Genomic DNA, 23,922 nt, shown 5'->3' on the forward strand with positions numbered 1-23,922 from the left:
TCTCCCCGCAGGAGCCGGTCACGCTAGGACCCGTTCAGAATGACCCGGAACGCCGCTTTCGCCCCGGGTTTTCCCCAAACCCGGAGGAAACTCGCACCGCGCCCAATCAGGGCAGCAGCGCGCCGGCCAGCGGGTGGACCGTCTCCTCGATCTCGTCGGCGACCCGGCTGAAGCACTGGTCACCACGGCCCCACGGGTCGTCCAGATCGTCCGTCGTCAACGCCGAGGCGCCCAACCGGGCGTCGTGGGCCGCTGCCACCAGGGCCACCCCCCGGGCGTACACGGCCTCCGGGGTCGCGTCACCCGGCGGCAACGCGGCGGCGTCCACCGCGGCCAGCAGCCGACCGAACTCACCCAGCACGAACGTGCGGGCCGCCGCGTCCGGCCGCAACGCCACCACGTACTCCTGCTGGTCGGCGGTGGCGGTCAGCACCAGGTCGGCGGCGTCGATGTGGTCCGACCGCAGCTTGCGCGCGGCGAACCCCTCGACGTCCCCACCACGGCCGGTGACCTGCCGGGCCGCCGGCGGATTCATCTCCTCGCCCGCGTGCCAACCACCCGTGCCGGCGCTGTGGCTGTGCAGCAAACCGTCTGCCTGGGCCGGGTCCTGCGCACGCCGCGTCAACCGCTCCCGCACCGCCAGAGCGAGCAGCCGCTCCGCCATCGGGGAGCGGCAGATGTTGCCCATGCAGACGTGCAGGACCGTGAACGGGGGCACTCAGACCCCCCGACCGTCGACGAGGTCCGGAACGACGTCGCGCAGCTTCTCCAACGGGATCGCCCCGGCCCGCAGCAGTTGCGGCACCTCACCGGTCAGATCCACGATCGTGCTGGGCACCGGATCCGGGCACGGCCCGGCCTCCAGGTAGGCCCGCACCGAGTAGCTGAGCTGGTCCCGTGCCTCCTCGGCGGTCACCGCGGCGGGCTGGCCGGTCTTGTTGGCCGACGAGACCGCCATCGGGCCGGTCTCCCGCAGCACCTCGAGCGCCACCGGGTGCAGCGGCATCCGCACCGCCACCGTGCCGGTCTTGTCGCCCAGGTCCCACTGGAGGCTCGGCGAGTGCTCGACCACGATCGTCAGCGCACCCGGCCAGAACGCCTCCACCAGGTCCCGGGCTGCGGTGGGCAGCGAGAAGACCAACCCGTCCAGGGTGTGCCGCGAGCCGATCAGCACCGGCGGCGGCATCTGCCGACCCCGGCCCTTGGCATCCAGCAGGGCCTTGACCGCGTACGGGGTGAACGCGTCCGCGCCGATCCCGTAGACGGTGTCCGTCGGGAGGACGACAAGCTCGCCGTTCTTGACCGCCTCGATGGCCGCAGCGATGCCGCGGTCCCGATCGGCGGGCGATCGGCAGTCGTAAAGCATCACGAGGAGTCAGTCTGCCACGCCGCCCCGATCGGGGCGTGCTGGCCGTCCGCCCGTCGGGACGCGGTGGCGTAACGGGGACGTCCGGTGAGGTCCAGATGCGCCGTGACAGCGGTGAAGCCACCGTCGCCGGCAAGCAGCGCGGGAACCGCCGCGCCGTGGGTGTCGTCGTGCTCCACCCCGAGCACGCCGCCCGCGCGCAGCAACACCGCCGCGCGGCTGACGACCGGCCGGATCACCGCCAGGCCGTCCGCGCCGCCGAAGACCGCCTCCGCGGGGTCGTGCCCGGCCACCTCCGGCGGGACTACCACGTCGTCCGGCACGTACGGCGGGTTGCAGAGCAGCACGTCCACCGAGCCCACCAGGGACGCCAGCAGGTCCGGCGCGGTCACGTCCGCCTCGACCACCTCGATCGGCCGGTCTCCCGACGCGGCCCGCTCCGCCGCGTTGCGCCGCAACCAGGCCAGCGCCCGCGGGGACCGCTCCACCGCGATCACCCGCGCACCCGGCACCTCCTGCGCCACCGCCAGCGCGATCGCCCCCGAGCCGCTGCAGAGGTCGACCACCACCGGGTCGGTACGGCCCCGGGCCTGCTCGACACCCCAGCCGGCCAGCAGCTCGGTCTCCGGCCGGGGCACGAACACACCCGGCCCGACCGACAGGTCGAGGTGCCGGAACCCGGCCCGGCCGGTCAGATGCTGCAACGGCACCCGCGCGGCCCGACGGCGCGTCAGCTCGTCGAGCCGCGCCAACTGCTCCTCGTTCAGGTCGTCGGCGAGAGCCAGCCGGCCTCGGGAGACCCCCAGCACGTACGCGGCCAGCACCTCCGCCTCCGCCCGGGCCGAGCCGACCCCGGCGGCGGCGAGCGCGCGGGCCACCCGAGCCACCGCGGCGGACGGGCGGGTGGGGCCTGTCCCTTCGGGGGGGTGTTGCGGCAGAGTGGTCACGCGACAATCATGATGCGTCGCGGGCAGCGCGACCAACGGGTGCGCGGGCGGCGCACACGACAGGAGGTCGGCGGGTGGGGTGGCTCGACCGGGTCGATGACCAGGTTGACTTCCTCACGCGCGCCCGGGCGCTGCAGGAGGCCAGTCGCTCCGCGGAGTCGTACGTCCTGCTCGAACGTGTGATCCGCACCACCACCGATCCGGCGGCGCGTGCGGACGCGATGGTGCAGCGCCTCTCCGCCCTGATCAATCTCGGTCGGACGGCGGAGTTCACCCGGGCCATCGAGGAGGCGTCGGCGGCCGTCCGCGATCTCGCCGAGCCCTACCTGCACGGGCACCTCAACGCGCTCGCCGCCCTCGCCGCACACCACCAGGGCGCACTGGACCGTTCGGTCACGCACCTCGTCCGAGCCGCCCGCGCGCTGGGCGCCGTCGAAGACCCGGACCGGGACACCGCCTGGGGCTGGCACGACCTGGCCATGGCGTACAGCTACCTCAGCTTCCACGGATACGCCCTGGGGGCCATCGAACGAGCCCGGCAACTCGGTCTCACCGCCGGGATCCCCGAGGAGACGTTCGCCGCGCCGGGCATCCGGCTGCGCAACGCCGTGGCACTGGACCACAACGGCGACAGCGACGGCTGCCTGCGGGTGCTCCGGGACGTGGCCGCCGACCTGGCCCGCTTCATCGACTCCGGGCGGGCCGGGCGGCTGCGCCCGAGCAGCCTCGCCGCGTACGGCTACGCGTCGGCCCGGCAGGCCGCGCTCGGCGACCAGGTGGAGACCGACGGGAAAGCCGAACCGGCCCGCCTGATCAGCCACGGTGGGGACAGCTCCCGCGCTCGCGACCTGCGTCAGCTCGGGCAGGTGTGCCTCGCCGTCGCCGACGGCCGGCCGATCGAGGCGGTCGCCCGACTGGACACCGTCCAGGTCTCCAACGAGACGCTCGGGGCGGCCGAGCCGGCCCGACTGCGCAGCATCGCGCTGGCCCGTGCCGGCGACCACGCGGCGGCGCACCGGGCCGACCGGCTGGCGTTCCGGCTCGCCGCCCAACGCAACGATCGGCTGCGCGACGTCTACATCGACGGCATCGCCGCCCGGATCGACCACGAGGAGATGCGCCGCGAGGCGGCACGGTTCGAGGGCGAGGCGTTGACCGACCCGCTCACCGGGCTGCCCAACCGCCGCCGGTTGGAGCGCTACATCACCGCCGTGGTCACCCGAGGCGACCGGGTGGTGATCGGTGTCTGCGACCTGGACGGCTTCAAGGCGGTCAACACCCGCCACGGGCACCACTCCGGTGACCTGGTGCTGCAACGCATCGCCGGAGTGATCAACCGGGTGATGCGCCGGGGTGACTTCGTGGCCCGCTACGGCGGCGACGAGTTCGTGGTGGTGCTGCCGGACACCGGCATGCGCGAGGCCGCCGAGGTGGCCCGCCGGATCGAGGCCGCCGTCCGACTCGAAGACTGGGAGTCGCTGGTGCCGGGGACCCCGGTCGGGGTGAGCATCGGCTTCGCGGAGGTCTCCGGCGGCGGTGGGCTGCGGGACGCCCTCGGCGTCGCCTTCGAGCAGGCCGACCGGGCCATGCTCCGTGCCAAGTCGCGTCCCCGCGCGAGCTGATCGCCCGGCGGACAGCGGCGGGGCGCGGCGGCGGTCAGCGGCGGGTCAGCTCGGTGTCGCCGGCGAGCCGGGCGGCGCGGTCGGCCTCGGCGAGCGCGTCCAGCACCCCGTCCAGGTCGCCGGCGAGCGCCAGGTCCAGGTTGTACGCCGTGTAGCCGATCCGGTGGTCGCTGATCCGGTTCTGCGGGTAGTTGTAGGTGCGGATCCGCTCCGAGCGGTCGACCGTGCGCACCTGCGCCTTGCGGGCGTCCGAGGCGGCGGCGTCGGCCTGCTCCTGCGCGGCGGCGAGCAGCCGGGCGCGCAGGATCCGCATGGCCTGCTCCCGGTTCTGCAACTGGGACTTCTCGTTCTGGCAGGAGACGACGATGCCGGTCGGCAGGTGGGTGATCCGCACCGCGGAGTCGGTGGTGTTCACCGACTGACCACCCGGGCCGGACGAACGGAACACGTCGATGCGCAGCTCGTTCTGGTCGAGGGTGACGTCGACGTCCTCGGCCTCGGGCAGCACCAGCACTCCGGCGGCGCTGGTGTGGATGCGGCCCTGCGACTCGGTGACCGGGACCCGCTGCACCCGGTGCACACCGCCCTCCCACTTGAGTCGCGACCAGACGCCGTTGCCGCCCTCCGGCACACCCTTCGTCTTGATCGCCAGCGAGACGTCCTTGACCCCGCCGAGGTCGGAATCCTGGGCGTCGATCACCTCGGTGATCCAGCCGTGCCGCTCGGCGTAGCGGGTGTACATCCGCAGCAGGTCAGCGGCGAAGAGAGCCGACTCCTCGCCACCCTCACCGGCCTTGATCTCGACGATCACGTCCTTGGCGTCGTGGGGGTCACGCGGAATGAGCAGCTCGGCGAGGCGCTCCTCCAGCATCGGCACGGATCCGGCGATGGACTCCGCCTCGCCCGCGAAGGACGGGTCCTCGGCAGCCAACTCACGAGCCGCGGACAGGTCGGCGCGGGTCTGCTCCAGCTCGGCAGCGGCCTTGTGCAGGGGCACCAGCTCCGCGTAGCGGCGACCCACCCTGCGCGCGGTGGCCTGGTCGGCGTGGATGGCCGGATCGGCCAACCGCTTCTCCAGCGTCGCGTACTCGTCGAGGAGGGCGGCCAGACGCTCGCTGCTCATGCTGCGGATGCTCCTTCGACGGTGCGAAGCCGGCCGGGCCGAAGGCCGCCGGCTGCGTAACAGGGCACAACGCGGACGGCGCCCGCGCCCGGTGGAAAACCGGACGCGGGCGCCGAACGAGGAGTTACTTGGCCTTCTTGGCCTGAACCTTGGCGTACTTCTGCTGGAACTTCGCGACCCGGCCGGCGGTGTCGAGAACGCGCTGCTTACCGGTGTAGAACGGGTGGCAGGCGCTGCAGGTCTCGGCGTGGATCGTGCCGCCCTTGGCGGTGCTGCGGGTCGTGAACGTGTTGCCACAGGAGCAGCTGACCTCGGTGGTCACGTACTCCGGGTGGATGTTTGCCTTCATCGCCTCGGTCCTCTCGTTGGTGGTCGCCGGGTCGCCGTCATCACTCGTCGCGCCGTACACGACGGGCTCGGGCGTGAACCGGAACCGGTGGCCGATTGACCAGTGTGCCATGGGCCTGAGCCGACCCGGTAATCGGGCCGCACACCTCGTCCGGCATCGTCAACACGTGCTACCCCACCCGCATTCCCGCCGCCCGGCGGGGCATTCGCCCACCCGGCGGTCCGCCGCCGCGTACCCCGCCGGGGGTACGTCCCACGAGCCGGAGGGATACCGGTGACCCGCCTGATCGCCACCCGCGGACTACCCGCCTCGGGTAAGACGACCTTCGCCCGAACGCTCCAACCGTCCGTGGCCCGGGTGAACCGGGACGACCTGCGCCGGATGCTGCACGGCGAGCGGCTCTTCACCCAGTGGGCCGAGGCCCAGGTGACCGTCGCACAGCGGTCCCAGGTCGAGGCGTTGCTGCGCGCCCGGGTGGACGTCTGCGTGGACGACACCAACCTGCGCTCGCGGGCCCTGCGGGGCTGGGCCGACCTGGCCGCCCGGCACGGCGCTGATTTCGAGGTGCACGACTTCACCGACGTGCCACTTGACGAGTGCCTGCGCCGCGACGCCGCGCGCCCACCTGCCGACCAGGTCGGCGCGGACGCGATCCGTCAGCTGCACGAGCGGTACCTGGAGGGGCGGACCCTGCCGTTGCCGGTGCCGCAGGCCCGCACCGGACGCCCCGCCGTGGTGCACCCGCCGTCGACCGAGCCACCGGAGATCGTCCTGGTGGACATCGACGGCACCGTCGCGCTGGCCGTGTCCCGCAGCCCGTACGACATGACCCGGGTGGGCGAAGACGCGCCGAACACGGCGGTGATCGCGGCGGTCCGGGCGATGCACGCCGCCGGATACGGGGTGGTCTTCTGCTCCGGGCGGGACGCCTCCGCCCGAGCGGCCACCGAGGCCTGGCTGGACCAGCACGTCCAGGTGCCGTACCTCGGCCTGCACCTGCGCGCCGTCGGCGACTCGCGGAAGGACTCGGCCGTGAAGCGGGAGATCTACGACCGGGAGATCCGGGACCGTTACCGGGTGGCCGGTGTCTTCGACGACCGTGCCCAGGTGGTCCAGATGTGGCGAACCCTCGGCCTCACCGTCTTCCAGGTGGCCGACGGCGACTTCTGAGCCGCGAAGGGGCACGGCCAGGACGGCCGTGCCCCTTCGTCGTCGATCACCCGGGACTGGTTACTCCCCCGGCGTCGACTTCGCGATCTGCATCAGGAACTCGATGTTGGTACGGGACTGCTTGAGCCGGTCCAGCAGGAGATCCATCGCCGCCTGCGAGTCCAGCGAGTGCAGCACCTTCCGGAGCTTGTGGATGATGGCCAGCTCCTCGGGTGCGAGGAGGACCTCTTCCTTCCGGGTGCCGGACGGGTTGATGTCGATGGCCGGGAAGGTCCGCTTGTCGGCGATCTTCCGGTCCAGCTTCAGCTCCGCGTTGCCGGTGCCCTTGAACTCCTCGAAGATGACCGTGTCCGCCATGGAACCGGTCTCCACCAGCGCCGTGGCGATGATGGTCAACGACCCGCCGTTCTCGATGTTGCGGGCCGCGCCGAGGAAGCGCTTCGGCGGGTAGAGCGCCGTGGAGTCGATACCACCCGACATGATCCGGCCGCTGGCCGGAGCCGCCAGGTTGTACGACCGACCGAGCCGGGTCACCGAGTCGAGCAGCACGACCACGTCGTGTCCAAGCTCGACCAGGCGCTTGGCCCGCTCGATGGCCAGCTCGGCCACCGTGGTGTGGTCCTGCGGCGGACGGTCGAACGTGGCCGCGATGACCTCGCCCTTGATCGACCGCTGCATGTCGGTGACCTCTTCAGGCCGCTCGTCGACCAGCACCACCATCAGGTGGCACTCCGGGTTGTTGCGGGTGATCGCGTTCGCGATCGCCTGCAGCACCATCGTCTTACCCGCCTTCGGCGGCGACTGGATGAGTGCCCGCTGGCCCTTGCCGATCGGCATGACCAGGTCGATGACCCGGGTGGTCAGGATGTGCGGCTCGGTCTCCAGGCGCAGGCGCTCCTGCGGGTAGAGCGGAGTGAGCTTGTAGAACTCCGGACGACGCCGGGCCTCCTCCGGCTCCATCCCGTTGATCGTGTCCAGCCGCATCAGCGGGTTGTACTTGTCGCGCCGCTGGTCGCCGCTGTTACCGCCCTCGCGGGCCGCCCGCACCGCACCGGTGATCGCGTCACCGCGGCGCAGGCCGTACTTCTTGATCTGGGACATCGAGACGTACACGTCGTTCGGGCCGGCCAGGTAGCCGGTGGTCCGCACGAAGGCGTAGTTGTCGAGCACGTCGATGATGCCGGCCACCGGGACGAGCACGTCGTCCTCGCTGACCTGCGGCTCACGCCCACCGGTGTCGGTGCCGGTCTCGGTGCGCTCACCGCGCCCGCGACGACGGTCCCGGAAACGGCTGCGCCGGCCACGCCGGCCGCCGCCCTCGCCGTCATCGTCGTCGTTGTCCCGCTCGACACGCTCGACACGCTGACCACGGTCGTTGCGGTCGCCCCGGTCGCCCCGGTCGTTGCGCTCGCCCCGGTCGGAGCGCTCCGTGCGCTCGTTCCGCTCGCCGCGCTCGGCCCGCTCGCCCCGGTCGTTGCGCTCGGCACGATCCGCCCGCTCGCCCCGTTCGGAGCGCTCGGTGCGGTCCACGCGCTCGGTGCGCTCGGCACGTTCCGGACGCTCGGCCCGCTCGGCCCGCTCGGTGCGCTCGGTGCGCTCCGGACGCTCGGCCCGCTCGGTGCGCTCGGCCCGCTCGGTGCGCTCGGCCCGCTCGGCCCGCTCCGGACGCTCGGCCCGCTCGGTGCGCTCCGGACGCTCGGCCCGCTCGCGGCGGTTCTCGCCACGGTCGGCCCGGTCGCCGGCTTCCGCCTCGTCGGTACGCGTCTCGGCCGGACGTGCCGTCTCGGTCGAACGCGCCTCAGCCGGACGGGTCTCCGCCGCTGCGGCCCGGCTCCGCCGGGTGCGACCACGGCCCTCGGTTTCGGGGGCTGGCTCAGCCGCTGCCGGCTCGGCGCCACGTCCTTCGGCGGCCGGCCGGTCGGCGGTCTCCCGCACCTCGGCGCGCACCCCCTCACGGGTCGGGGCTGCTGCGGCCGCGACCTCGGCCCGCGGTCGAGGGGTCCCGGCGGCGTTGCCGCCCTGCCGCTCGGAAATCGCGGCGATCAGCTCGCCCTTGCGCATGCGAGCCGTGCCGGAGATGCCGAGCGACGCAGCCAGGCTCTGCAGCTCTGGCAGCAGCATCGCCGACAGACCGGTGCCGCTACGCCGACGACGGGCGGGAGCGGCGGCGGTGGCATCGCCAGCGACGTTGGAAACATCCGACGTCACGTCGGTGGTGTCGCTCAATGGATTCCTTCCCTCGATAAAGGCCGGGACTGCCCGGAGTCGGAACTAAGGTGGCCGGGCGGCCTCGGTGCACCCGCCTCGCAAGGACGCGTCGCGGGAGTCTGTGACACAGCAGCCGGTCGGTATCCCGACTCACCAACGTCGGTGAGCAGGTCTCGCCGTCTGCGGCGACCTGTGGAATCTGCGGTGCGGCGTGGGCCTTTGGCAGGGGTGTGACGGGCTGACCGCCGAGAGCTTCGGGGTGCGCCGCCTCGCAGGAGATCGCGTGCTTCGCGGCTGTGCTAGGTCTAGAGCGTAATCAACTCTTCCGACCTGCGGCAACAGGGCCCCGCTCGGCGTGTCCAAGTCTACCCCGAGCAACCCGCGCACCGCTGACGTCTATCGGTAACTGCCAGATTTCCCAGTCTGTTCCCACCGGGAAGCCCTCCGGGGGCTCGCTGAACGCCAGCACGGTGGGGCCGGCCCCACTGACCACGGCTGCCACACCAGCCGCTCGCAACGCTCTGACCAGCGCCGATGTGCCTGGCATCCCGGATGCGCGGTAGTCCTGGTGGAGTCGATCGACGGTCGCCGGCAGCAGCAGCCCCGGGTCGGCGGTGAGCGCGTGCACCAGCAGAGCCGCCCGCCCCGCGGTCAACGCGGCGTCGCCGTGCGGCACGGTGGCCGGCAACGCGGCCCGCGCGGCAGCGGTCAACCCGCGCTCCGCCGGGACGAAGACGGTGGGCAGCACCCCGTCCGCGACCGGCAGGGACACCGCCCGCGCGCCCGTCGGCTCGGACCAGGCCACCGTGAAGCCGCCGAGCAGGCACGGTGCGACGTTGTCGGGATGGCCCTCGATCTCGGCGGCCAGCCGGAGCGCGGCCCCGTCGTCCAGCCGGTGCTCCCCGTCGGTGACCAGGGCACGGGCCAGCAGCACCCCGGCGACGATCGCGGCGGACGAGGAGCCCAGCCCGCGCGCCTGCGGGATCCGGTTGACGCACTCCACGCGCAGGCCCTCGGGGTGGGCGTCAAGCACGTCAAACACGGCCCGCATGGCCCGCACCACCAGGTGCCGGTCGTCGTCCGGCAGCTCACCGGCACCCTGCCCGGTCACCGTCACCCGGACCCCGCCCGGCGCGACCTCGGCGGACACGTCGTCGTAGAGCCCGAGGGCGAGACCCAACGCGTCGAAGCCCGGACCCAGGTTGGCGCTGGTCGCGGGGACCCGGACACGGACCGGCCCGGCGGTGAAGTTCGTCGGCACGCGCTCATGCTAGGCGTCGGCACCGACGAACCGGCCCGTTGCCCGCTGCCTGGGACCGCCGACTTCAGCCGGCCGGGTTCGGGACCGGTTCCGCAACCGGATCGCTGAGCGTGAGCCGCCGGGTGGCGATCCGCCAGCCGACCGCGTAGACGAGGGTGATCAGCCCGCAGCCGGCGAGCACGACCCGTTCGTCCACCACGTCCACGACCAGGGCCACGGCCAGCTGACTCACCGAGATCGCCAGCGTCGCGAGCATCATGTCGGTGGCGAAGACACGCCCACGCAACCGGTCCGGAACCTCGCCCTGCAGGGCGAAGTTCGACATCACCCAGTTGCTGCCGCCGGCGAAGTGCGCCACGAAGACCAGCAGCAGCACCAACGGGAACCAACGCACCACCGACGTGCCCAGATAGGACAGCCCGTAGAGCGACATCGACAGCGCGAGCCCGGGCAGCAACCACGCCCGGTTGGTGAGCACCCGACGCATCAGGATCGGCCCCACCAACGCACCGGCCCCACGCACCGCGAAGAGCAGGCCGGCGCCGAGCGGGCCGACGCCGTACACGCCGGCCAGCAACGGGAACACGGTCAGCACGCCGTTGCCCAGGCCCACCGCCGACTTCACCGTGACCAGCGCGAGCACCCGGGGACGGTGACCGATGTAGCCGAGCGCCTCGCGGACGGCGGCCCAGGTCCGCTGGGCCGGCAGGTGGGCGTCCCGTGGCGCCTGCAACGGCCGGCGGATCCGGGTGGCGAGGGCCGCGGCCAGCGCCAGGCCGACCGCCGCCACCCAGAAGCAGACGTACGGGCCGGCAGCGGTGCTGAGGACGCCACCGAGCGAGGCACCGACGACGGTCATGGTGCCCCAGGCCGAGCCGGCGACCGCGTTGCCGGCGGCCAGCTCGTGCGGCTCCAGCACGTTGGGCAGCGCGGCCTGCGCGGCCGGCGAATAGAACGCCTTGGCCACCGCGACCACCCCGATCGCGACGAGCGCCAGCCACGCCGTGGCGGCGCCGCGCACGCCGAGCAGCAGCAACACGCCGGCCAGCGCGGCCACGTTGGCCGCGATCATGATCTTCCGGCGGTCGAAACGGTCGGCGATCGTGCCCGTGTACGGCAGCAGCAGCGCCACGATGCCGGTGTCCACCGCCAACACCAGCGCGCCCCAGACCCCGCTGCCGGTCAGCTGCGGTAACAGCACCAGCAGCGGCACCATGACGAACCAGTCGGCGCCGAAGACCACCAGTTCGGCCAGGAAGAGGTTGCGGAAGCTCCGGTTGCCGGTCAGGACCGAGAGGGTGGACGCCACGGAGCGGCACCTTACCTGGTCGGGGTCGGGGCCACGCTCGCTGTCAGCAGCGCCGAAACCGTGACGAAGGTGTAACCAAGCGACCGCAGTCCATTGATCATGTCGGTCAGGCCGCGGAGCGCGACCAGTCGCCGATGGGCCCCCACATCGTGGCCGAGCACGATCGTTCCCGGTCGGACCTCAGCCACGATCCGCCGGGCGTGGCCGGCCGGGTCGTCGGGAAACTCGCGCTCCACCATCTGCAGCGACCAGAGCACCAGCCGGTAGTCCAGCCGCGCCGCCGCGTGCAGCACCGCCCCGCCCAGGTGACCGTACGGTGGGCGAAGCAGCCGGGGCTGAGCCCCGGTCACGTCGGCGATCGCGTCGTGGCTCCGGCGCAGGTCGTCGTACGCCTCGGCGGCGTCCAGCTCGGCCAGGTCCCGGTGGTCCCAGCTGTGGTTGCCCACCTCGTGCCCCGCGAGCCGGTCGCGGACGACGTCGGCGTGCCGGCGGACCTGCGCGCCCACCATGAAGAACGTGGCCGGAACCTGGTGCCGGGCCAGGGTGTCGAGCACCATCGGAGTCCACTGTGGTGCCGGGCCGTCGTCGAAGGTGAGGGCCACCAGACGCTGACTGGTCCTTCCCGACCAGAAGACCTCAAGCGCGCCGGCGCCGACATCCTGCTGGCCGTTTCCGAGTGTGGCGCTGGCGGGGCCGCCGGCGATCGGCAGCCGACGATGGGTGCCCTGCCACGCCTCGGACGCCCCGGCGCCGATGGCAACCCCGCCGACCACCAGCAGGCCACGGCGCAACAGATCGCGCCGCCCCCACCCTCGCGTGCCGTCGGCCATCCGCCCACCCTTGCGTCACCCGCACCCATCTATCTACGAAGAGTACGCAAGAAGTTACAGAAGGTGCGGCTCCGGTCGGATCGGAGTGTTTCGGTCGACAGACGCAGGAACGCCCCCGGCAGAACCCTGCCGGGGGCGTTCCGAGTCGCGGTCCGACCTACTCGGTCGACTCCGACGGAGGCAGCGGCGAGGTACGGCTACGGGGCAGCCGCAGCACCTCGAACTGGTCCGTACCCTCGACCAGCGCGGCCGACGGCGCGGCTCGCCCGGCCGGCTGCGCACCCTCGGCCGCGGCCGAGGCAGGTGCGCCGCTCGGCACCGCCACCTGGTTCGGGGCCGACACCTCGTCGGTCTCCGCCGCGGTCACCTCCGACCTGCCGGCGCGCCGCCGGTCGCGTCGGTCCCGCAGCGACTCCTTGGTGTGCTCCACCATCGTGTAGAGCGTCGGCACCAGGATCAGGGTGAGCAGCGTGGAGCTGAGCAGACCGCCGATCACCACCACCGCCAGCGGCTGCGAGATGAACCCGCCCTCACCGGTCAGCCCGAACGCCATCGGCAGCAGCGCGAAGATGGTCGCCACCGCGGTCATCAGAATCGGGCGCAGTCGACGCCGGCCGCCCTCGACCACCGCCTCCCGGACGCCCATGCCCTGCGCCCGGTACTGGTTGATCAGGTCGAGCAGCACGATCGCGTTGGTCACCACGATGCCGACAAGCATCAGCACGCCGATCAGCGCCGGCACGCCGAGTGGCGTCCCGGTGACCAGCAGCAGACCGATCGCGCCGGTCGACGCGAACGGGATGGAGATCAGCAGGATCAGCGCCTGGGTGAGGCTGCGGAACGTCGCCACCATGATCAGGAAGACGATCGCGATCGCCACCAGCACCGCCAGGCCCAGGTCACCGAACGCATCCGCCTGATCCGCGCTGACGCCACCGATCGTGAAGCTCGCGCCCGGCACGTCGAGGGCGTCCAGCCGCTTCTGCAGCTCCTTGCTCGTCGCGCCCAGGTTCGAGCCGGTCGCCGCACCGGTCACCGACACGCTGCGCTCGCCGTCGATCCGGGTGACCTGCTGCGGCCCCTCGCCCTGGGTGACGTCCGCGATGTCGTCCAACTTGACCGACCCCACCGGCAGCGCCCGCAGCTCCTCCACCGTCACCGGCGGGCGCGTGCCCAGCCGCAGCACCACGTTCTGCTGCTGGCCGTCGAGCGAGACCTGACCCAGCGGCGCTCCCCGGAACGCCTGCGACACGAGCTGCCCCACGGCGGCCTCGGTGAGTCCGGCCCGGCCGGCGGCGACCCGGTCGACGGTCACGTCGACCCGCGGCACGCGCTCGGCCAGGCTGGTGGAGACATCCTCGACGTCCGGGACACCGGCCATCGCCGACCGGGCCTCCTCGGCGGCCCGGGTCAGCACCTCCGGGTCGCTGGCCTGGACGACCACCTCCAGCTGGCTGGTCGACGCCTCCTGCCCGCCACCGAAGCTGATCTCACCCACACCGGCGCCGAGCTTGTCGAACTCCTTGCGCAACACCTCACGCATCTGCTTCGCGTCGGTGTCACCGTCGAGCGCCAACGACCAGCTGGCGACGTTGTTGCCGCCGCCACCCGCCCACGGGTTGTCGCCACCGCCGGCGGTCACCTGGTACGTCTCGACGCCCCTGGTGGCCGACAGCACCGACTCGACCTGCCTGGCCGCCGCGTCGGTGGCCGCCAGGCCACTTCCGGCCGGCAGCTCCTGGCTCATGTTGAGGGTGTCCTGGCCGGAGTCGTCCAGGAAGTTGGTCTCCAGCTTCTGGGCCAGACCGAAGGTGCCGAAGAGCACCAGCAGGCCGAGCCCGACAGTGATCCACCGGGTCGACCGCTTGCGGGTGGCGAACCCGACCACCGGCAGGTACGCCCGCTGCAACGGGCTGCGCAGCTCCTTCTCCTCCGCACCACGCCGCACCGCCTCGTCGTCCGCGGTGCCGCCACGCGGCTTCAGGAACCAGTACGCGAGCACCGGGATCACGGTCAGCGACACCAGCAGCGAGGCGAGCAGCGCCACCGTCACGGTGATCGCGAACGGTGCGAAGAGCTGACCCACGAACCCGCCGACCAACGCGATCGGCGCGAACACCGCCACCGTGGTGAGGGTGGACGCGGTCACCGCACCCGCGACCTCACGGACGCCGGTGACGATGGCGTGGCGCTTCTCCTCGCCGTACTCCAGGTGTCGTTTGATGTTCTCCAACACCACGATCGAGTCGTCCACCACCCGGCCGACCGCGATGGTCAACGCGCCGAGGGTGAGCAGGTTGAGCGAGTAGTCACCGATCCACAGTGCGATCAACGCCACCAGCACGGAGAGCGGGATGGAGACCGCGGTGACCACCGTCGAGCGCACCGACAGCAGGAAGACCAGGATGACGATGACCGCCATCACCAGGCCGAGCAGACCCTCGGTGGTCAACGACTCGATCGACTTCTCGACGAACGGCGCCTGGTCGAAGACGACCGTCAGCTCCGCGCCGGAGGCGTCCTTCAGGTCGGCGAGCCGGTCCCGGATCTCGTGCGAGATCTGCACGGCGTTGCCGTCCGGGGCGGCGGTGACCGCGATGCCGAGGCTGTCCTTGCCGTTGGTCCGGGTGATCGCCGTGGCCGGTGCGAGCTGTTGCTCGACCGTCGCCACATCACCGAGACGGACCGGCGTCGCGCCGGGGGTGACGACGATGCCGCGGAGGTCCTCCAGGTTGGCGATCGGCGCACCGACCTGCACCGGAAGGGCCAACCCGCCGTCGGTCACCGCGCCGGCCGGAACGGCCACGCCGTTGGTCTTCAGCGCCGCGCCGATCGCCGTCGGCTGCACCTGCGCCGCGGCCAGCTTCGCCGGGTCCGGGGTGACCACCACGACGTCGTCGCGGGTGCCGGTCACCTCGACGGTGCGTACCCCCTCGATGCCCTCCAGCTCCGGCACCACCGTCGCCTGGAGCTTTTCGGCGAGCGCCCGCTCGTCCGCCGCGCCGGCCGCGGCCAGCACCACCGCCGGCAGGTCGTCGGTGCTACCGGCGATGACCTGGGGGTCGACGCTCTCCGGCAGCTGGGCGTCGATCCGGCTCAGCGCGGTCTGCATCTTGTTGACCACGTCGTCCAGGTCGGTGCCGAACTCGTACGTCACCTGGACGGTGGCCGACCCCTCGCGGGACGTGGAGGTGACCTTGTCCAACCCCGGAATGCCCTGGAGGGCGTTCTCGATCGGCTCGGTCACCTGCGACTCGACGATCTCGGGGCCGGCACCGGGGTAGGGGGCCACGATGAACGCGGCCGGGAATTCGAGCGACGGCAGCAGTTGCTGCTTCAGCGACGGCACGGCGAACACTCCGAACACCGTGGTCACCACCGCGATGAGGGCGATCAGCCCTCGGTTGGCGAGGCTGAATCTGGCAAGCAGCGACATCGGCCTGGTTCACTCCTGAACGAGAATGCGGGCGGGGATACGTGAAAGTGTGCCGGATTCGATCACCGGAACCCCCGCCGCCCCCGACGCAGTCTCACCACCCGACCGCCGGCCGCCCGCAGCGGGCGGCCGGCGGCGCGCTCAGGCCAGGTCGAGGGCGCGAGCGGCGGCCATCGGGTCGTTCGCGATGGTCAGCGGCGCCGGCGCCGTGGAGATCGCCCACTCCGGGTCCTTGAGGCCGTGGCCGGTCACCGTGCAGACCACCGTCGACCCGGGCGGCACCGCGCCCGCCTCGGCCTGCTGGAGCAGGCCGGCCACGCTGGCCGCGCTGCCCAACTCGACGAAGACCCCCACCTCGCGGGCGAGCAGCCGGTACGCGGAAAGGATCTCCCGGTCGGTCACCGCGGCGATCAGGCCACCGGAGGTGTCCCGGGCGTCCAGTGCCTTGGTCCAGCTCGCCGGGTTGCCGATCCGGATCGCCGTGGCGATCGTGGACGGCTCCGGCACCACCTGGCCGGTCACGATCGGGGCGGCACCGGACGCCTGGAAGCCGTACATCTTCGGCGTGCGGGTGGTGGCGCCGGCGGCCCGATCCTCCGCGTAGCCCATCCAGTAGGCGGAGATGTTGCCGGCGTTGCCGACCGGCAGGCAGTGGATGTCGGGCGCGTCACCGAGCGCCTCGACGACCTCGAAGGCGGCGGTCTTCTGGCCGTGCAACCGGTCGATGTTCACCGAGTTGACGAGCGCGACCGGGTGGTCCTGGGCCAGCTTCGCGGCGAGCGACAGGCAGTCGTCGAAGTTGCCACTGACCTGGAGCAGCTTCGCGCCGTGCACCAGCGCCTGGGCCAGCTTGCCCAACGCGATCTTGCCCTGCGGCACCAGGACCGCGCAGGTGAGCCCGGCCCGCGCCGCGTACGCCGCCGCGGAGGCGCTGGTGTTGCCGGTGGAGGCGCAGATGATGGCCTTGTTGCCGGCCTCGACCGCCTTCGACACCGCGAGGGTCATCCCCCGGTCCTTGAACGAGCCGGTCGGGTTGGCGCCCTCCACCTTGAGGTGCACGTCGCAACCGATCCGGGCGGACAGCACCGGCGCCGGCAACAGCGGCGTGTTGCCCTCGTGCAGCGTGACGACCGGCGTGGCCGCGGTGACCGGCAGCCGATCCCGGTACGCCTCGATCAAACCCCGCCACATGTCGATCTCCTCGCCTCTACCGCCGCACCGACCCGAGCATCAGGGCCACCTTGGACCAGCCTGCCGGAGTGGTCGATGGCACACCCCGGCTTACCCACCTGTCGGGACGCACGAGCCCACCCATCGATGGTGTCAACGAATCAGGCGCCACCCTCGACCCGCAACACACTGGTCACGGACCGGACAATGTCCAGACCGCGCAACTCGCCGACGGTCGCGGCGAGCGCGGCGTCCGGCGCCACGTGGGTGACGATGACCAACTCGGCGTCGCCGTCACGGCCGGGCGACCCACCCGCCGAGCCCTGCCGCACCGTCGCGATCGACACGTCGTGCCGGGCGAACACGCCCGCCACGGCGGCCAGCACACCCGGACGGTCGGCCACGTCCAGGCTGACGTGGTAGCGGGTCAACGCCTCACCCATCGGCCGGACCGCCAGGGCCGCGTACGCGCTCTCGCTGGCCGCGCGCACCCCGGCGAGCCGGTTGCGGGACACCGCGACCACGTCGCCGAGCACCGCGCTGGCGGTCGGCGCACCCCCGGCGCCCCGACCGTAGAACATCAACTGCCCGGCCGCGTCCGCCTCCACGAAGACCGCGTTGAACGCGTCGCCGACGCTGGCCAGCGGGTGGCTGCGCGGGATCATCGCCGGGTGCACCCGGACGCTCACGGTCTCCCGGCCGGTGGGGTCGACGCCCCGGGCCGCGATGCAGAGCAGCTTGATCGTGCAGCCCATCGCCTGGGCGCTGGCCATGTCCGCGGCGGTCACCTCGGTGATGCCCTCGCGGTGCACGTCGGCCGCGCCGACCCGGGTGTGGAACGCCAGCGAGGCGAGGATCGCCGCCTTCGCCGCCGCGTCGAAGCCCTCCACGTCGGCGGTCGGGTCGGCCTCCGCGTACCCCAGGGCGGTGGCCTCTTCGAGGGCCTCGGCGAAGCCGGCGCCGGTCGCGTCCATCGCGGAGAGGATGAAGTTGGTGGTGCCGTTGACGATGCCGGTGACCCGGTTGATCCGGTCCCCGTGCAGCGACTCGCGCAGCGGGCGCAGCAGCGGGATCGCACCGGCCACGGACGCCTCGTAGTAGAGGTCGCCGCCGCCCTCGGCCGCCGCCTCGTGCAGGGCCACCCCGTCCTCGGCGAGCAGCGCCTTGTTGGCGGTGACCACGCTCTTGCCGGCCCGCAGCGCCTCGACCAGCCAGCCCCGGGCCGGCTCGATACCGCCGACCACCTCGATCACCACGTCCACGTCGTCGCGTTTGATCAGGCCGAGCGCGTCGGTGGTGAACAGGGCCTCGTCGACGGGCAGGTCACCGCGGTCGCGGCCGAGCCGGCGGACGGCGATGCCGGCGATCTCCAGTGGAGCGCCGATCCGGGCCGTCAGGTCGGCCGACTGCTCGTGCAGCAGCCGGACCACCTCCTGGCCGACCGTGCCACAGCCGAGCAGCGCCAAGCGCACAGGTGACGTCATCCAACATCCAATGCCAGCAGGTCCTCTTCGGTTTCCCGGCGGACGATCAGGCGCGCCTGGCCGTCACGTACCGCCACGACCGGTGGCCGGGGCACGTGGTTGTAGTTGCTGGCCATGCTCCGGCAGTAGGCACCGGTGCCGGGCACTGCGACAAGATCTCCGGGCTGCACGTCGGCGGGCAGGAATTCATCCTTCACCACGATGTCCCCTGACTCACAGTGCTTTCCCACCACGCGGGCGAGCAACGGCTGCGCGGTCGAGGCCCGGGAGGCCAACGTCGCCGAGTAGGACGCGTCGTAGAGCGCCGTGCGGATGTTGTCGCTCATCCCGCCGTCGACGCTGACGAACGTGCGGATGCCGTCGAGCTCCTTGACCGTGCCGACCTCGTAGAGGGTGAACACGGCCGGGCCGACGATGGCCCGCCCCGGCTCGATCGACAGGTGGGGCACGGCCAGGTTCTCCGCCGCGCACTCCAGGTCGACGATCTTGCGCAGGCGCTTGGCCAGGTCCTGCGGAGTGGCCGGGTCGTCCTGGGTGGTGTACGCGATGCCGAAGCCGCCGCCCAGGTCCAGCTCGGGCAGCTCCACCCCGCGTGCGTCGCGGATCTGCGCCTGGAGGGCGAGCACCCGGCGGGCCGAGACCTCGAAGCCGCTGGCGTCGAAGATCTGGGAGCCGATGTGCGAGTGCAGACCCCGCAACTCCAGGACACCCTCGTCGAGGATCTTGAAGGCGGCGGTCGCGGCGGCGCCGCCGGCCAGCGAGAAGCCGAACTTCTGGTCCTCGTGGGCGGTGGCGATGAACTCGTGGGTGTGCGCCTCCACGCCGACCGTGACCCGGACCAGCACCCGGGGCCGGACCCCGCGCTCGCGGGCGAGCGCGGTGAGCCGGTCGATCTCGGTGAACGAGTCGACGATGATCCGTCCCACTCCGGCGTCCAACGCCCGGGACAGCTCGGCGACCGACTTGTTGTTGCCGTGGAAGCCGATCCGCTCCGGCGGCATCCCGGCCGAGAGCGCGGTGGCCAGCTCACCCCCGGTGCAGACGTCCAGGTGCAGGCCCTCCTCGGCGATCATCCGGACCACCGCCCGGCAGAGGAACGCCTTGCCCGCGTAGTAGACGTCCTCGGTGGGGAAGGCCGCCCGGAAGTCGCGGCAGCGCGAGCGCAGGTCGGCCTCGTCGAGGACGTACACCGGGGTGCCGAACTCGGCCGCGATGTCGCGGACGCTGAGGCCCGCGACGGCGACCGCGCCGTCCGCGCCGCGCGTCACCGACCGCGGCCACAGCGCCGGCACGAGGGCGTTGACATCCGCCGGGGTACGCAGCCAGGCCGGCCCCCGGTCGCTGATGTCCGCGTGCAGCGCTCCGGCCTCATGAGCCCTCATGTCACATCCTCTCGGGCGCGGAGACGCCGAGCAGGTAGAGGCCGTTGGCGATCACCGTGCGGGTGGCGTCGTTGAGCCAGAGCCGGGCGCGGTGCAGGTCGGTGATCTCCTCGTCGCCGCGCGGCAGCACCCGACAGTCGTCGTAGAACCGGTGGTAGGACGGCGCGACGTCCTCCTCCAGGTAGCGGGCCACCCGGTGCGGCTCGCGCAGTTCGGCGGCGGTGGCGACCACCGCTGGGAACTGGGCGAGCGCCTTGAGCAGCTTGTTCTCCTTCTCGTGACTGAGCAGTTCGGGGCGGAACGCGTCGGCGTCACCCGCGAGCAGCCCCACCTCGGCGGCGTTGCGGGCCACGCCGGCCGTCCGGGCAGCCACGTACTGCACCTTGTAGACCGGGTTGTCGTTCTTGGCCTTGGTCCACAACTCGATGTCGATGTCGATCGGGGAGTCGCTGGAGTAGCGGGCCAGCGCGTACCGGGAGGCGTCGACGCCGATGGCCTCGACCAGGTCCTCCAGGGTGATCACCGTGCCGGCCCGCTTGCTCATCCGCATCGGCGCGCCGTCGCGCAGCAGGTTGACCAGCTGCCCGATGAGGATCTCCAGGTTGCGGTCCGGGTCGTCACCGAAGCAGGCGGACATCGCCTTCATCCGGCCGATGTAGCCGTGGTGGTCGGCGCCCAGCATGATCACGACGCGCTCGAAGCCGCGCTCGCGCTTGTCCAGGTAGTAGGCGCAGTCCGCGGCGAAGTACGTCCACTCGCCGTTGGACTTGCGCAGCACCCGGTCCTTGTCGTCACCGAAGTCGGTGGTGCGCAGCCAGGTGGCGCCCTCGGACTCGTAGAGGTGTCCCTGCTCGCGCAGCCGGTTCAGCGCCAGGTCGAGCTCACCCCGGTCGTGCAGGTCCTTCTCGTTGAAGTAGGTGTCGAACTCCACTCCGAAGTCGCGCAGCGAGGTGCGAATCTCGTCGAACATCAGCGCGACGCCCTCGACCCGGAAGATCTCCTGGGCGGCGTCGTCGTCGAGCGAGCGCACCTCCGGCCGGCGGGCCTGCACCTCGGCGGCGATCTCGGCGATGTACGCCCCGCCGTAGCCGTCCTCCGGGGCCGGCTCACCCTTGGCGGCGGCCAGCAGTGAGCGGGCGAACCTGTCGATCTGCGAGCCCGCGTCGTTGAAGTAGTACTCCGTGCCGACCTCGGCGCCGGTGGCCCGCAGCAGCCGGCTCAACGCGTCGCCGACGGCCGCCCAGCGGACCCCGCCGATGTGCACCGGCCCGGTCGGGTTGGCCGAGACGAACTCCAGGTTGATCTTCTCCCCGGCGAGTCGCTCGCTGCGGCCGTACTCCGCGCCGGCCTCGACGATCACCCGGGCGAGCTGACCGGCGGCGGCCGCGTCGAGCCGGATGTTCAGGAAGCCCGGCCCGGCGATTTCCACCGATTTGACACCGGCCGTCCGGCCGAGTTCGTCGGCCAGCGCGGTCGCCAGTTCCCGGGGCGGGACCCCCACCTTCTTGCTCAACTGCAGCGCGAGCGTCGACGCGTAGTCGCCGTGCTCGGGGTTGCGCGGTCGCTCCACCACCGTGCTCGCCGGCAGCGCGGCGTGGTCGAGCCCACGCTGCGCGAAGACGGCGTGGGCGGCGGCAAGGACGACCGAGGCTAGTTCTGCAGGAGTCACCCAGCCATGTTATCGGGGGTAGACTCGGGCACTCGGCGGCTCCCCTGCGCGTCTACCGGCCCGCCACTCCCCTGACCGACCGACTTGACGAGGCACGATGAGCATCAGCACCCCGGGTGGCCCTGAGCGCCGCCCGACCGTGGTCAGCACCGGCAAGAAGCCGGCCGCGGGCCGGCCGGCGCCCGGCGCCAAGGCCGGTTCCGGTAAGCCGGCCGGCTCCCCCCGGGCCGGCGGCAAGGGCCCGCGCAAACCGGTCACCCCGGTCAAGGTGAGCCAGGGCCGCGCCTGGGGGCCGATCGCGCTCTTCGTCGCGGTGGGCGTGCTCGCGGCCGGCATCATCGGCTACGGCGCCTACGCGGCGTTCCAGGGCTCCAAGCCGTGGGACAAGCGGGCCAACGCCATCGACGGCATCGTCAACATCCGCAAGACCGACGGCGAGAGCCTGAAGTACGAGTCGCACAAGTCGGGTCCACTGACCTGGAAATACTCGCCGCCGGTGGGTGGCGTGCACAACGCCGCCTGGCAGAACTGCATGGGCGACGTCTACGACGCGCCGATCGCCAACGAGCACGCGGTGCACAGCCTGGAGCACGGCGCGGTGTGGGTCACCTACCGCCCCGACCTGCCCAAGGACCAGGTCGACAAGCTCGCCGGCAAGGTGCGCGGCGTCGAGAAGATGCTGATGAGCCCGTACGAGGGCCTGGACAAGCCGATCTCGTTGCAGGCCTGGGGCTACCAGCTCAAGCTCGACAACGCCGACGACTCGCGGATCGACGAGTTCATCAAGGACCTGCGGGTGAACGCCTCCGCCGAGGGCCCGACGGCGCTCTGCAACACGGGCATCACCGCCACCGGCACCACGCCGCGTGAGCTTCCGCAGCAGCAGCAACCCCAGCAGTAAGGACGCCGATGACCGCCCCCGCCACCACCGACAGCGAGTACGACGACACCCCGGCCGTCCCGGACGAGGACGGCCGGGCCCCGGCGTCGCGTTACGGCGTGCTGGCGCTCGCCGTCATGGTGGTGGTGGGGCTGCTCCTCGGTTATGCGGGTGGCCTGCTCACCCCCCGGTTGACCCGCCCCGGTGACGCGTCGGTCGAGGCGGGCTTCGCCCGGGACATGACGACCCACCACGCGCAGGCGGTGGAGATGAGCCTGATCGCGTACCGGTCGGCGACCCTCCCCGAGGTGCGGCAGATCGCCGTCGACATCGCCACCGGGCAGCAGGGCGAGATCGGCGCCATGCAGACCTGGCTGCGCGAGTGGGGCCTCAGCCCGACCGGTTCGAAGCCGCCGATGTCGTGGATGTCCGACGGAGCCGCCGTCAAGAACGGCCTGATGCCGGGGATGGCCACCCCGCAGCAGATGACCGCCCTGCGGGACGCCAGGGGCATCGAGGTCGACAGGCAGTTCCTGACCCTGATGTACGACCATCACCTGGGCGGCATCCACATGATCGACGCGGCGCTCGACGAGACCGGCAACGACGAGGTCGTCCGGGTGGCACAGACGATGAAGAACACCCAGCAGACCGAGCTGAACAACCTCCGGCAGCTCCAGGCGCAGGCCGCCAAGGGCTGACCGACCGGTTCGGGCGTACCCGGCCCGCGTTCCCGCCGATCGGTGCGGTGACGCGGGCCGCGCCATGTCGAGGCCACCTCCCCCGGCACCGCCTTGATCGACTCGCCTTTCCGGAAGTCGGGCTGTCCTCGCAACCAGGACGCCCCGACCTGCAGGAACCCGAGTCGATCACAGCGGGCAGACCACCACCTCTGACCCTTGATGCACCCCTAAGTACCTTGTGGGTGATTTGACCGGGACAGGCGATTACGTTGCTTCGAGACTTTTCTCCCCACATATCGTGACCAGTTGCGATTCGTGCTCGTTGCCCAAGACGTGGGGGTTGCACTCAGAGACGCACGGCGTTCGGTCACCAGTTGGTGCCGACGTCACACCATCGGCGGTGACGGGGCGGTGGCAGCCGTCCGTCGCGGACAGCGGCAGAGCGAGCCGGGAATGCTCAGCCGCGAACAGGAACTCGAACTGATCGACACACTGCGGGGCGTCCACCCCGACGAGTTCGGCCTGGACGACGAGCTGTGGACGAGGCAGAGCCTCACCACGCTCATCCAGCGCCGATTCGACCTGCCGTTGGACGCCGGGGCGGTCGGGGCGTACCTGCGGGCCTGGGGGTTGGGTCCGCGCGAGCCGCGCGAGCGGGCCTGTGGGCTCTGCGTCAGCGCGGTCGAGCGCTGGGTCCGCAGTGAGTACCCGGCGATCACCAGGGCCGCCCAGGAGCACCTCGCCGAGGTCTACTGGATCGGTCGGATCCGGCTGCGCGGCACCATGCCGGCGGCGGACGTGATCTCCGCCGTCTCGTCCCGCGGCCGGGTGCGCTTCATGATCACCACACCGACGGTGGACCCGCCGCTCCCCCGCGACTTCGTGCTGCGGCTCAGCGGCGAGGAGCAGCGCACCGTGCACCTGATCGTGGACGGCTCCTGGCCGCGCAACGAGTGGCCACGCCGGCTCCCCCGGCGAATCGTCCTGCACCCGCTGCCCAGCTGTGGGCGGGCCGTCGCGGCCGCCTGAGCAC

General features: G+C 71.9%; 19 protein-coding genes. 5 read left to right on the forward strand and 14 right to left on the reverse strand.

Annotation, left to right across the window (positions count from 1 at the left end):
* Nucleotides 1–106 precede the first annotated feature (106 nt).
* From AB0A90_RS13750 to prmC, 3 genes are read right to left on the reverse strand one after another with little or no spacing between them, the layout of a single operon-like run.
* On the reverse strand, nt 107–718 hold the full coding sequence (locus tag AB0A90_RS13750; protein ID WP_357246391.1) for a phosphotyrosine protein phosphatase: 612 nt from the start codon (nt 716–718) through the stop codon (nt 107–109).
* Entirely contained in the window at nt 719–1,366 is a 648-nt protein-coding gene (locus tag AB0A90_RS13755) for an L-threonylcarbamoyladenylate synthase (RefSeq protein WP_204945979.1), read from the reverse strand.
* Nucleotides 1,366–2,313: a peptide chain release factor N(5)-glutamine methyltransferase gene (gene prmC / locus AB0A90_RS13760; RefSeq protein WP_357246394.1), complete on the reverse strand. Its 948-nt coding sequence runs from the start codon at nt 2,311–2,313 to the stop codon at nt 1,366–1,368. Before prmC ends, AB0A90_RS13755 begins: the two co-directional genes overlap by 1 nt.
* A gap of 74 nt (nt 2,314–2,387) precedes the next feature.
* Between prmC and AB0A90_RS13765 the strand changes: the two genes are divergently transcribed.
* Nucleotides 2,388–3,935: a GGDEF domain-containing protein gene (locus AB0A90_RS13765; protein ID WP_357246397.1), complete on the forward strand. Its 1,548-nt coding sequence runs from the start codon at nt 2,388–2,390 to the stop codon at nt 3,933–3,935.
* Nucleotides 3,936–3,969: 34 nt separating this feature from the next.
* Here the strand turns inward: AB0A90_RS13765 and prfA are convergent, their stop codons facing one another.
* Both prfA and rpmE read right to left on the reverse strand, forming a co-directional pair.
* Nucleotides 3,970–5,058: a peptide chain release factor 1 gene (prfA, locus tag AB0A90_RS13770; RefSeq protein WP_357246399.1), complete on the reverse strand. Its 1,089-nt coding sequence runs from the start codon at nt 5,056–5,058 to the stop codon at nt 3,970–3,972.
* Between the two features lie 124 nt (nt 5,059–5,182).
* The gene (rpmE, locus tag AB0A90_RS13775; RefSeq protein WP_355008073.1) at nt 5,183–5,407 is read right to left on the reverse strand and encodes a 50S ribosomal protein L31; all 225 of its coding nucleotides are present in this window, start codon (nt 5,405–5,407) and stop codon (nt 5,183–5,185) included.
* 273 nt (nt 5,408–5,680) lie between these two features.
* Here rpmE and AB0A90_RS13780 point away from each other — a divergent pair, with 273 nt between their 5' ends.
* Nucleotides 5,681–6,577 carry an AAA family ATPase gene (locus AB0A90_RS13780; protein ID WP_357246402.1) on the forward strand — a complete coding sequence of 299 codons (897 nt, stop codon included), beginning with the start codon at nt 5,681–5,683 and terminating at the stop codon, nt 6,575–6,577.
* A 60-nt stretch (nt 6,578–6,637) separates the two neighbouring features.
* On the opposite strand, the gene rho is transcribed toward AB0A90_RS13780, so the two are convergent.
* From rho to argS, 9 genes are all read right to left on the reverse strand, one after another.
* A complete protein-coding gene (rho, locus tag AB0A90_RS13785) occupies nt 6,638–8,803 on the reverse strand; it encodes a transcription termination factor Rho (RefSeq protein ID WP_357246405.1) in 2,166 nt (721 codons plus the stop codon).
* A gap of 298 nt (nt 8,804–9,101) precedes the next feature.
* Nucleotides 9,102–10,046 (reverse strand): homoserine kinase, encoded by a 945-nt coding sequence (gene thrB / locus AB0A90_RS13790; RefSeq protein WP_357246408.1) that lies wholly within the window; start codon nt 10,044–10,046, stop codon nt 9,102–9,104.
* 64 nt (nt 10,047–10,110) lie between these two features.
* Nucleotides 10,111–11,355, reverse strand: coding sequence for an MFS transporter (locus AB0A90_RS13795; RefSeq protein WP_357246410.1), 1,245 nt, complete (start codon nt 11,353–11,355; stop codon nt 10,111–10,113).
* Nucleotides 11,356–11,366: 11 nt separating this feature from the next.
* Nucleotides 11,367–12,185, reverse strand: coding sequence for a polysaccharide deacetylase family protein (locus AB0A90_RS13800; RefSeq protein WP_357246413.1), 819 nt, complete (start codon nt 12,183–12,185; stop codon nt 11,367–11,369).
* Between the two features lie 157 nt (nt 12,186–12,342).
* Nucleotides 12,343–15,621 carry an efflux RND transporter permease subunit gene (locus tag AB0A90_RS13805; RefSeq protein ID WP_357246416.1) on the reverse strand — a complete coding sequence of 1,093 codons (3,279 nt, stop codon included), beginning with the start codon at nt 15,619–15,621 and terminating at the stop codon, nt 12,343–12,345.
* 141 nt (nt 15,622–15,762) lie between these two features.
* A complete protein-coding gene (thrC, locus tag AB0A90_RS13810) occupies nt 15,763–16,812 on the reverse strand; it encodes a threonine synthase (RefSeq protein WP_357246418.1) in 1,050 nt (349 codons plus the stop codon).
* 140 nt (nt 16,813–16,952) lie between these two features.
* The gene (locus tag AB0A90_RS13815; protein WP_357247143.1) at nt 16,953–18,263 is read right to left on the reverse strand and encodes a homoserine dehydrogenase; all 1,311 of its coding nucleotides are present in this window, start codon (nt 18,261–18,263) and stop codon (nt 16,953–16,955) included.
* An 8-nt stretch (nt 18,264–18,271) separates the two neighbouring features.
* Entirely contained in the window at nt 18,272–19,657 is a 1,386-nt protein-coding gene (gene lysA, locus AB0A90_RS13820; protein WP_357246421.1) for a diaminopimelate decarboxylase, read from the reverse strand.
* A 1-nt stretch (nt 19,658) separates the two neighbouring features.
* Nucleotides 19,659–21,326 carry an arginine--tRNA ligase gene (gene argS, locus AB0A90_RS13825; protein WP_357246424.1) on the reverse strand — a complete coding sequence of 556 codons (1,668 nt, stop codon included), beginning with the start codon at nt 21,324–21,326 and terminating at the stop codon, nt 19,659–19,661.
* A 97-nt stretch (nt 21,327–21,423) separates the two neighbouring features.
* Between argS and AB0A90_RS13830 the strand changes: the two genes are divergently transcribed.
* From AB0A90_RS13830 to AB0A90_RS13840, 3 genes are all read left to right on the forward strand, one after another.
* Nucleotides 21,424–22,227, forward strand: a complete 804-nt coding sequence (locus AB0A90_RS13830; RefSeq protein WP_357246427.1) for a DUF3105 domain-containing protein — start codon at nt 21,424–21,426, stop codon at nt 22,225–22,227.
* Between the two features lie 8 nt (nt 22,228–22,235).
* Nucleotides 22,236–22,907 (forward strand): DUF305 domain-containing protein, encoded by a 672-nt coding sequence (locus tag AB0A90_RS13835; RefSeq protein ID WP_357246430.1) that lies wholly within the window; start codon nt 22,236–22,238, stop codon nt 22,905–22,907.
* Between the two features lie 315 nt (nt 22,908–23,222).
* The gene (locus tag AB0A90_RS13840; protein WP_357247146.1) at nt 23,223–23,918 is read left to right on the forward strand and encodes a winged helix-turn-helix domain-containing protein; all 696 of its coding nucleotides are present in this window, start codon (nt 23,223–23,225) and stop codon (nt 23,916–23,918) included.
* Nucleotides 23,919–23,922 lie beyond the last annotated feature (4 nt).

Origin of the sequence: Micromonospora sp. NPDC049204 (assembly GCF_040647935.1) — a bacterium.
Lineage (GTDB): Bacteria > Actinomycetota > Actinomycetes > Mycobacteriales > Micromonosporaceae > Micromonospora.